The sequence below is a fragment of the Anaerococcus porci genome, from assembly GCF_034090325.1.
Taxonomy (GTDB): Bacteria; Bacillota; Clostridia; order Tissierellales; family Peptoniphilaceae; genus Anaerococcus; species Anaerococcus porci.
The window spans coordinates 1-9,481 of the sequence record NZ_JAXDSU010000093.1 but is presented as its reverse complement, the minus strand read 5'-3'; the positions used below and the strand labels follow the sequence as shown (position 1 = coordinate 9,481).

Sequence of the window (9,481 nt, the reverse complement as noted above, 5' to 3'; positions counted from 1 at the left end):
CATATATGCTTGAACAGGAAATCTTACTGTTTTTAATACTTGCTCCGGTGCTATCTGAGAAATTCTAGAACGTTCATCATTATATTCTTGTAATACAGAAACTAGTTCTAAAATTTCATCTCTTACGACATCTTCATTATCTGATATTTTATAGCCTATCGGAAAATGAATAGATAAATTATGCTCACCATCAATATTTTCTGATTTAATTCCAACAAAAGTATCTCCTTCTCTGTTCGTTGCATTCCTACAATACTTAGTCAAAGGAATATCCGGATTAACATCTTGAAATCCACTCATAAAACTATTCCTCCGATTTTTCTTCAGAATCCGAATCAGTCAAATTTATCTGATTAATATTAACTTTGTTTCTCAGTTGTTCCTTAACTTCTGAAGTAAAAATATTAAACCTCTCAAACCCACTAAAATCTGCAAAATCATCTATTACTTTTTCAAGACTTCTGTAACTAGGTTCAAACAACTTATTTCTTGCAAACTTAAAAGCATCATCCCATAAATATTTGATAACTTTTTCAGCAAATTTTGATTCATCTTTTGATTCCAAAATGTCTCTGGTAATAAAATATGCACCTAATCTTTTATCTTCAGATGACATTGTTGATGCGTTATTTGCAAGAATAAAGTCGTTGATTGTGTTATTGAAAATCTCCCACGTTACACCTGTATCTAAAATTTCAACTTTTGCATGCTCCGCTTTTGAAACATCGTTCTTTATTAATCTCATAACCCATCTTCTTTGAAAAGCAGTGTCAAGAGTAAATACATTCTGGTCAGCTGTATTCATAGTTGCCAATATTGATAGATTTGAAGGGATCGATACAGTATGTTCCGGGTCTCCATATACAATTTCAGCTACATTATGGTTTTTTATGGAATAAGAACTTTCCCCGGATTTATTTCTATCCAATAGTTGAAATACATCTCCAAATATCGCGGGAGCATTACCTCTATTGATTTCTTCTATAATTAGATAGAACATATCGCTAGGGTTCTTGTATGATTTTTCTACGATCCTTGTGAACGGACCAGGGGTGAATTCATAAGTTATTGTCTTGTCTTCCTTAATCGTAGGTAAAATTTGTCCAATAAAATCTGTATTCATGTAGTCAGGATGAAAAACTATTCTCTCTATCTTAGATTTATCGTTACAATATTCTTGTTCTATTGTATAACTTTTTCCAGAACCCGGAACTCCATATAATAGGATGTTTTCCCCACCTGAAAGCCTTTCTGTTTTTTCTAAGATTGTACCATTTTGGCATTTATTACCTATTAGAAATTCTCTTAAATCAGTAAAATCTGTCGTAGACAATTTCAAAAAAGTTTCAACTCTTTTTTGGTAAGTGACGAATCTATCCTTAAGTTCAGGATTGACTGACACAGCACCACTATTATATTCCAAATAAGGATTCATCTTTTCATTTAGAGCAGACTTTAAGACTCTCAAGGGCCCCTTAGATTCACTATCTCCATTGATGTCTATTTTTTCATTGCCGTCCAATAATTTATTATAAATACTATTTTGATTAAAAATTATACTTTTACCATTATCATTCAGCTTGTATATAGAACCTTCTGTAAAAACTTGTAAGGCAATTAGTAATGTGGTTTCATAATTTTGTTCGAAAGTCGCTGAATAACCTAACCAGTCAATTAACACTTTAATAAATTCATCAAAGTTATTAGAAATAACACTATGTATTAAATCTAAATTTGAAGAAAAATAAATTTCTTTCGGGTATCTATTTAATCCTGTTCTCTCAGCGCTGGATGGTTTTGCTTTATCAACAAAACTAAATTTGCCGAGTCTCCAAATAAGCTCAAAAGCAACAATTAGAGATTCCATTTGGGAAGTATAAAGTTTATTTGAATTTATTAAGTATTCAAACTTGTCATCTATAATTTTAAAATCACTAACATTTTCATAAATAAAATTAATAAGATTACTTTTTAGCTGAGCTGGGATTACTATTGACTTGTTTTGCTGTTCTGAATATTTCAACATGTCTGGTCTGTCATTGGATTCCCACAGCAAAATTAACAAAGCAATTGTAGATTTAACTTCTGGTAGTGAAGATTTTATACCTAATTTAAGATCTAAAGATTCATAAATTTCTAGGTTGTCTGGTCTAATCATTTTTCCTCTCCTCAATATCTTTAATTATAACTCTCGCAATATTTCGTGCTAAAAGTGGTGGAACAGCGTTTCCTACTTGTCTCATTTGAGACGACTTAGTACCAATAAATATAAATGTATCTGGAAACGATTGAATTCTTGCAGCTTCACGTACCGTTATTGATCTGTTTAAATAAGGATGTGTAAACTGACCCGAAGAAGGCGTATCAAATCTAGTAGTAATAGTAACTGATGGTTCATCTATCTTCATTCTAGACCAGGTTCCACTATATATGGATTTTGTTAGGTGCTCAGCTGGAAGAGAATCCTTGCCACCATTTGGCGGTATCATAGAAAGTCTTTCCAATACTAATTTTGAATGTTTAGTCGCTTTATGATTATATAAAATCTTGCTATCTTTCCTAAGTCTTTTTTGGTATCTAGTTTGAGGAGGTATTTCATACTCCATTTTTTCTTCTCCCTCTCCAGAATTCAAAAAATTCAAGTCACTAATTGCATCCCAAATACTTACTTTTTCTCTTGAACCTGTCGGTAACTTTGGAGGAATTCCTTTATATTTACCTAAAATTATTGCTCTTCGCCTATTTTGCGGAACTCCAAAATCATAAGCATTCAAAACACCATATTCAAGGAAATACCCTATTTTTGAAAATAACTCATTTATCTCTTCTATAAAAAGACCATTTTCAGACGTCAATATATTAGGCACATTTTCCATTACAAAGTATTTTGGTTTAACAATTGAAACTACTTTTACAAAATATTGAAATAAATAATTTCTCTCATCATTTATCGTTTTTCTTTTTCCTTTTTGTGAAAATCCCTGACATGGAGGACCCCCAATTATTACATCAACAACATTTTTGTAAGGAATAAAATTTTGATAGATATCAAGTTTAGTAATATCCCCTATTATCATTTTTGTTGAAGGATGATTTTTAATGTATGACTCTGCAATCGACTTATCTATTTCATTTGCCAATACTATTTCAAATCCTGCATCCATAAATCCTAAAGATAGACCCCCCGCACCAGCAAATAAATCTATAACTTTTGGAATCATGCTTGTTTATCCTCATTAATTCTAGATTTTGCAATTTTAAAATAACATTCATCTATCTCGATTCCAATAAAATTCCTATCTAACTTTTTTGCAGCAACTCCAGTAGTTCCACTTCCCATGAAGGGATCTAGAATAGTTTCACCAGGATTAGATAAAAGATCAATAAAATGACTCATTAAAATTTCAGGTTTTTGAGTCGGATGTTTGCCATATCTACGTTCTCCATTAGATGTTACAGACGTTTCAATAAAATCATGATACATAGCACCATCATTATTGAAAGTTCCTGTCCTTTTTTTATATACAAAATATAACCAAGCCTCAGTAGAATTAACAAACTGTATGTTCATGTTTCTAGGCATTGGGTTTGTCTTATGCCATATTCCCGTTGTCTTATAATAAAATCCATGCGTTTCAGCAATTTTTATAAGCGTTTCTACTTTCAATATTGACATGAAAATAATCATTGAACCACCTGTTTTAATGACATTAGAAGATTTATCGAAAAATCTATTCATAGATTCTTCCCATTCTTTAAAATCCATATCATCCCAACCAGCGTCTCCAAAGAAATTTTTTCTCATTTTACCTAAATTTGTATCTCTATTTTTCATAAAGTTTCCAAGATTATACGGCGGATCAGTCAATATTAAATCAATACTGCCATTTTCTAATCGACTCATAACCTCAATACAGTCATCATTATATATGTTAATACTTATCATTCTTTCTTACCTCAACATCAGATTTCATTCCGAGCTTTTCCCGCTTTTTACCCACTCGTCTAATTCTGTCTTTTTAAATTTCCATAACCTACCAACCTTATGAACAGGCATTGTAGATTTTCTTTTTATCCAACTTCTTAGTGTAACTGGTTTAATATCCAGAAATTCAGCAGCCTCTTTTAAACCTATATATCTTTCTTCTTTAAATTCATTCATAAGCTACTCCTAATTATTTATTGGCACATTTTTATATATTATACCTCATTTCACCATTTTTTTCAATATAAAATGATATTAATTTATATTTATTAATATTTATTGTCATCTATTAGAGAAACTTTTTTACACACACCTAACAAACACCCTCTTTTTGTCTTAGGGCTAGTAGGAGGGATTAACATGATAGAGAAACTAAGACAAGAGGGATACAGCTATAAGGAAATAGCTGACACACTTAAAATATCTATAAATACGGTTAAAAGTTACTGCAGACGTAATGGACTTACAGGGGTTGGTGTAAAGAAGAAACATATCTGTTTAAACTGCGGATGTGAGATTGATGAAAGGAAAAAGTTCTGCTCATCAAAGTGTAGACAAGATTGGTGGAACAATAACTTAGACAAGGTAAATCGTAAGGCATATTACTCTTTTACTTGCTCTTACTGCCATAAACCTTTTAATGCTTATGGAAATAAAAATAGAAAGTACTGCTCTCATGAGTGCTACATCAAGGATAGGTTTGGCCATGAATAATGAGTTTAAGTTTTATATTTCCTACCTCATCTTCAAAAAATTAAGGGATGAAAATGTCATCACTCAAAGAGAATTTAAGGATCTGACTCAAAAACTTTCTAAGAAATATAATGCGGATATTCTTAGCTTTATGCTTGATATCGCTTGACTTTGAGGCTCTATATATTGATATATAGTACTGATAAGGAGGAAGTTTGATGAAAAGGATACAAAAGATTGAAGCGAAACTTCCCACTCTTAAAAAACGAAAAAGAGTGGCGGCTTATGCAAGAGTTTCTGTAGCGAAAGGAAGAACCTTAAATTCTCTATCACAGCAGGTAAGCTATTACAACGAACTTATAACGGCCAACAAGGATTGGGAATTTGCAGGTGTCTATTCGGATTTAGGAACAAGCGGAGCAACTGCAAATAGAGAGCAATTTCAAGAGATGTTAAAGGCCTGTGAAGATGGAAAAATTGACCTTATCCTTACAAAATCCATATCTAGGTTTGCAAGAAATACTGTAGATCTTCTTGAGATAGTAAGGCACTTAAAGTTAATAGGAGTTGAGGTGCATTTCGAGAAAGAAAATATAAAGACCTTCTCGGGTGACGGAGAGCTTATGCTTTCCATTCTTGCATCCTTTGCACAGGAAGAGGCAAGATCCATCTCCAACAATGTTAAATGGGGAATCAGAAAAAACTTTGAAAAAGGTAAGGGTAACTCCTTTGTACTCTATGGCTACAGATGGGATGGAGAGAAGTTTAATTTGGTAGAAGAAGAGGCTGAGGTTATAAGATACTGCTTTCAAAACTTCTTGGACGGTAAATCAGCTGAAACGACTGCTAGAGAATTACAAGAAAAGAATATAAAAGGTCTTACGGGAAATCCCTTCAGTCCCTCAAGCATAAGAGCAATCTTAAGACAGGAAAAGTACACAGGCAACTCCAAACTGCAAAAGACTTATACCGACTTTATAACTAAAAGAGAAATTAAAAATCAAGGTGAACTGCCTATGTACTGGACGGAAAACACGCATCCTAAAATAATAGAGCTTGATGTTTTTAATAAGGTACAAGAAGAAATGGCAAGAAGAAGAGAACTTGGAGCACTCGCCAATAGAGCAATTAATACAACTTGTCTTACAAGTAAAATCCACTGTTCTTGTGGTAGGAACTACCAAAGAAATCAGAGAAATCAAGCCGGAAGAAAGTATGCCGTTTGGATGTGTGCCGGGCAAAAAGAAGCAAGAAGAAATGGCTGCATCAATCCTTCAATCCCGGAGTACATTTTAAAAAATAAATGTGCGGAGGTTCTCGGCATTCATGAATTTGATGAAGAGGTATTTACAGAAAGAATTTCCGATATCAATGTATTAAAACCGGGACTTTTGGAATTTATCTTTAAAGACGGTCACAAAGAAAAAGTGGAGTGGAAATCCACTGCCAAAAAAGATAGGTGGACAGATGAAGTAAGACTTAACTATTCAAAGAAAAGGTCAGATCCTAATCTAAATCGAAAGATAAGCCGTTATAACGAATTTACAAGTTTTGTAAAATGCGAGAAATGTGGCAAAAGCTACAGAAGACAAAAGCTGTACCATGTAAATGGAGACATAGTCATCTGCTACTACTGCTCGAGCAAGAAAAGCATCTGTGAAAACTCTCCTGTAAATTTGAGTGTTTTAGAAGAACTTACAGCTAAGGAACTTGGACTTAAAGCCTTTGATAAAGACATAATGATAGAGAAATTAAGTCATATAAGTATCAATGATTATACTTTGACTTTTCACTACAAAGACGGCAAAAAGGCGACTTATAAATATGAAAATCCAATAAGTCCAAAGCCTAAACACTCGGAAGAAACAAAAAAGAAAATGAGCAAAATTCAAAAAGAACTATGGAGGCAAAGACATGAAAAAGAAAGTAACTCAGATACCGGCAACTAAGACAAAATATTCATCCAAATCGACTGTTCAGGTTACTAAAAGAAGAGTTGCGGGATATGCCAGAGTATCTACCGATTCAGATGAGCAATTTACTTCCTACGAGGCACAGGTGGATTACTACACCAACTATATTAAGCAAAGAGCCGACTGGGAGTTTGTAAGTATCTATACAGATGAAGGAATCTCAGGAACAAATACGAAATATAGGGAAGGCTTTAACCATATGGTTGAAGATGCACTGAATAAAAAAATAGACCTCATCATCACCAAGTCGGTGTCAAGATTTGCAAGAAACACGGTGGATAGTTTAACAACCGTAAGAAATTTAAAAGACGCAGGTGTTGAGGTCTATTTTGAGAAAGAAAACATCTGGACTTTCGATTCCAAAGGGGAATTATTAATTACTATTATGTCCTCACTCGCACAGGAAGAGTCAAGATCTATTTCAGAAAATGTAACCTGGGGACAGAGGAAGAGATTTGCTGACGGCAAAGTTACCGTTCCATTTGCCAACTTCCTAGGCTACGATAAAGGACCGGACGGAAACTTGGTAGTCAATAAAGAAGAGGCAAAATTGGTAAAGAGGATATACCATCTTTTCATAGAAGGTTACAGCCCTTACAGGATAGCAAAGATATTAACCGAAGAAGGCATTCCTACCATTCAAGGGAAGAAAAAGTGGAGCACGAGTAGTATTAGGTCGATACTCACAAATGAAAAATATAAAGGTGATGCCCTTCTTCAAAAGTCTTTCACAGTAAATTTTCTGACCAAAGAGAAAAAAATAAATGAAGGGGAGATACCTCAATACTATGTAGAAAAGAACCATGAGGCAATTATAAAGCCTAAAATTTGGGATTTTGTACAGGATATGCTTGAAAACAGACCTAAGTACAATCACCATATCTTTTCTTCCAAAATTCTATGTGGCTCTTGTGGTACATACTATGGACCAAAGACCTGGCATTCTAATACTAAATATAGACGCACCATCTGGAGATGCAACAAGAAATATACGAAAAAAGAAGAACCTTGTAAAACTCCTCATCTATATGAAGAAAATATTAAAAAAGCTTTTATAGACTCTGTAAATGAGCTAATAGCAAATAAAGAGCATATTTTAGAAGATTTAAAAATGGTAGAAGATATTTTTGATACCTCCCAACTTCAAGTTTCTCTTGAGTTATCCATCGATAAAATGAATGCCTGTAAAGCAAAGATTGAGAAACTAATAGAAGACAATTCCAAGACCAGTCAAGACCAAATAGAATATGCTAAAAAATATGAAAAGTTGGTAAATGCTTTTAATGATGAAAAAGAAAACTACGAAAGATTGGCAAAAGAAATTAGTGAAAAAGAATCAAGAAAACTGAAATACGACTTCTTCATAGAAAAGCTGAATCTCTTAGAACCTCTTGAAGAATTTGACCCCTTGCTTTGGAACTTGATGCTTGAAAAAATGGTGGTGCATGAAGATGGAAGTTTTGAATTTAAATATGCAAATGGAATATAACACTTAGAGCCTTGTTGGAATCGTCAATCCAGCAAGGCTCTTTCATTTAATCAATATGCACACCCTTATTATTTATCCGTTAAAAGGTTTAGGAATTTTTATATCAAGGTGGTGTGCAAAAAACTGAATTCAGAAAAAATGGCAATAAAAAAAGACCCGATTTTCAGGTCAAATGATTGAGCTACTTAACAGAAAGGCTTGAAACAGCCGTATTTTCAACTGTTAAAATGTATCCTATCGTTGGACTACATTTCCATTATTTTATCAGTATGTTTTAAATCTAATAAATCACAAAACAGTTCTGTAATGTGTCTTGGGGTTAATATTATTCCCAGAGATTGCCCATCTCCACCAGAATAAGACATAAATTCCCCATAGAATCTTCCTAAATAATCTTCTCCACTTTGATGAAATCTAATTGATTGAAATATACTTTTATATAGGAATTCTGTATAATGTCTATTTGGTGTTTTCCCTAGATTAGTATCTATTTGATTAATTTTTGTAGTATCTTTAATCACCGAAAATTGATTTAATAATTTATCTCTTTTTACATCAGGAGATACATTCGCTCTATTTAAGTTATCTTTAATAGCATCATAAATCTTTTGCCCATCTGTTTTTTTAGAATCGCCCGTTAGCATGTCAATAGAAAAATTCCCATATTCTATTTCTCTAAGGGCAAGTAGAATCCCTGAAACAATCAATGGTTTATCTTTATCTTGAATTGAACCATAATTTCTTAAATCTTCATGTAATAATGCTGCATCTCTTAAAATTTCTTTAGTTTCTTTTTCAAAATCTGTATTTTCGTTTAAGATTTCTTTTGTGTAATATTCGTAAATATTATCTTCGCTAAAGGAAATAAATGTTTCTATTTCAGGAAGTTCATAGTAGTCCATTCTATCATTAACAAATATAGGACTGATTCTATGCTTTTTCTCATTTCCAGAAACTCCAATAGCTATTACTTTTGTATAAGAAGTATTTTTTATTAGGTGTTTTCCATAAAATAAAGCACCATTAACAGCATAATCACAAATAGAAGTAATATCTTCTGCTAAGATTTCTTCTTCTGTTCTTTTTTCATGCATAGAAATAGAACTTTTATCTTCAATAACAATAATAAAGTCTTTAACTATTCCTACATATTCAGGAAACCCTACTTTCCCAGTTCCTCTTTTAGACGCAGTTTTAAGCGCCTCATCTATTTCTTTTATGTTAGAACCTTGTGCATCTAAATTTAATTCTGCCTCTTTTAATAAATCATAGACCCATAAATCTGTACTTTTTTCTTTTAACTTCATTTTTGATACTCCACTATATCTTCAATCCTGCAAT

At 32.7% G+C, this 9,481-nt stretch carries 10 protein-coding genes; 4 read left to right on the top strand and 6 right to left on the bottom strand.

Annotated elements, in window-relative coordinates; translation table 11 throughout:
* The 5 genes from SOR60_RS09630 to SOR60_RS09610 form a co-directional block, all read right to left on the bottom strand.
* The coding region (locus SOR60_RS09630; RefSeq protein WP_320595822.1) for a hypothetical protein at positions 1-300 on the bottom strand (300 nt) is incomplete at its 3' end.
* Between the two features lie 4 nt (positions 301-304).
* On the bottom strand, positions 305-2,158 hold the full coding sequence (locus tag SOR60_RS09625) for an McrB family protein (RefSeq protein ID WP_320595821.1): 1,854 nt from the start codon (positions 2,156-2,158) through the stop codon (positions 305-307).
* Positions 2,151-3,221: a DNA cytosine methyltransferase gene (locus SOR60_RS09620; protein WP_176269799.1), complete on the bottom strand. Its 1,071-nt coding sequence runs from the start codon at positions 3,219-3,221 to the stop codon at positions 2,151-2,153. Before SOR60_RS09620 ends, SOR60_RS09625 begins: the two co-directional genes overlap by 8 nt.
* Positions 3,218-3,904 (bottom strand): DNA-methyltransferase, encoded by a 687-nt coding sequence (locus SOR60_RS09615; protein WP_320595820.1) that lies wholly within the window; start codon positions 3,902-3,904, stop codon positions 3,218-3,220. Before SOR60_RS09615 ends, SOR60_RS09620 begins: the two co-directional genes overlap by 4 nt.
* A gap of 66 nt (positions 3,905-3,970) precedes the next feature.
* The gene (locus tag SOR60_RS09610) at positions 3,971-4,162 is read right to left on the bottom strand and encodes a helix-turn-helix domain-containing protein (protein ID WP_176269801.1); all 192 of its coding nucleotides are present in this window, start codon (positions 4,160-4,162) and stop codon (positions 3,971-3,973) included.
* Positions 4,163-4,345: 183 nt separating this feature from the next.
* On the opposite strand from SOR60_RS09610, the gene SOR60_RS09605 reads away from it, so the two are divergent.
* From SOR60_RS09605 to SOR60_RS09595, 4 genes are read left to right on the top strand one after another with little or no spacing between them, the layout of a single operon-like run.
* A complete protein-coding gene (locus SOR60_RS09605; protein ID WP_176269802.1) occupies positions 4,346-4,699 on the top strand; it encodes an RNA polymerase sigma factor in 354 nt (117 codons plus the stop codon).
* Positions 4,626-4,847 carry an SHOCT domain-containing protein gene (locus SOR60_RS10540; RefSeq protein ID WP_407654232.1) on the top strand — a complete coding sequence of 74 codons (222 nt, stop codon included), beginning with the start codon at positions 4,626-4,628 and terminating at the stop codon, positions 4,845-4,847. The genes SOR60_RS09605 and SOR60_RS10540 overlap by 74 nt, the downstream gene beginning before the upstream one ends.
* Positions 4,848-4,896: 49 nt before the next feature.
* Entirely contained in the window at positions 4,897-6,627 is a 1,731-nt protein-coding gene (locus SOR60_RS09600) for a recombinase family protein (RefSeq protein ID WP_176269803.1), read from the top strand.
* A complete protein-coding gene (locus SOR60_RS09595; RefSeq protein WP_176269804.1) occupies positions 6,593-8,140 on the top strand; it encodes a recombinase family protein in 1,548 nt (515 codons plus the stop codon). The genes SOR60_RS09600 and SOR60_RS09595 overlap by 35 nt, the downstream gene beginning before the upstream one ends.
* Positions 8,141-8,385: 245 nt before the next feature.
* Here the strand turns inward: SOR60_RS09595 and SOR60_RS09590 are convergent, their stop codons facing one another.
* On the bottom strand, positions 8,386-9,447 hold the full coding sequence (locus SOR60_RS09590; RefSeq protein ID WP_320595819.1) for a hypothetical protein: 1,062 nt from the start codon (positions 9,445-9,447) through the stop codon (positions 8,386-8,388).
* Positions 9,448-9,481 lie beyond the last annotated feature (34 nt).

Excerpts from the sequence above, each read along its gene's own strand:
- SOR60_RS09610 (WP_176269801.1), bottom strand. The coding sequence starts at position 4,162 with ATGAATGAATTTAAAGAAGAAAGATATATAGGTTTAAAAGAGGCTGCT.
- SOR60_RS10540 (WP_407654232.1), top strand. The coding sequence starts at position 4,626 with ATGCTTATGGAAATAAAAATAGAAAGTACTGCTCTCATGAGTGCTACA.
- SOR60_RS09615 (WP_320595820.1), bottom strand. The coding sequence starts at position 3,904 with ATGAGTCGATTAGAAAATGGCAGTATTGATTTAATATTGACTGATCCG.
- SOR60_RS09590 (WP_320595819.1), bottom strand. The coding sequence starts at position 9,447 with ATGAAGTTAAAAGAAAAAAGTACAGATTTATGGGTCTATGATTTATTA.
- SOR60_RS09595 (WP_176269804.1), top strand. The coding sequence starts at position 6,593 with ATGAAAAAGAAAGTAACTCAGATACCGGCAACTAAGACAAAATATTCA.
- SOR60_RS09600 (WP_176269803.1), top strand. The coding sequence starts at position 4,897 with ATGAAAAGGATACAAAAGATTGAAGCGAAACTTCCCACTCTTAAAAAA.
- SOR60_RS09620 (WP_176269799.1), bottom strand. The coding sequence starts at position 3,221 with ATGATTCCAAAAGTTATAGATTTATTTGCTGGTGCGGGGGGTCTATCT.
- SOR60_RS09605 (WP_176269802.1), top strand. The coding sequence starts at position 4,346 with ATGATAGAGAAACTAAGACAAGAGGGATACAGCTATAAGGAAATAGCT.
- SOR60_RS09625 (WP_320595821.1), bottom strand. The coding sequence starts at position 2,158 with ATGATTAGACCAGACAACCTAGAAATTTATGAATCTTTAGATCTTAAA.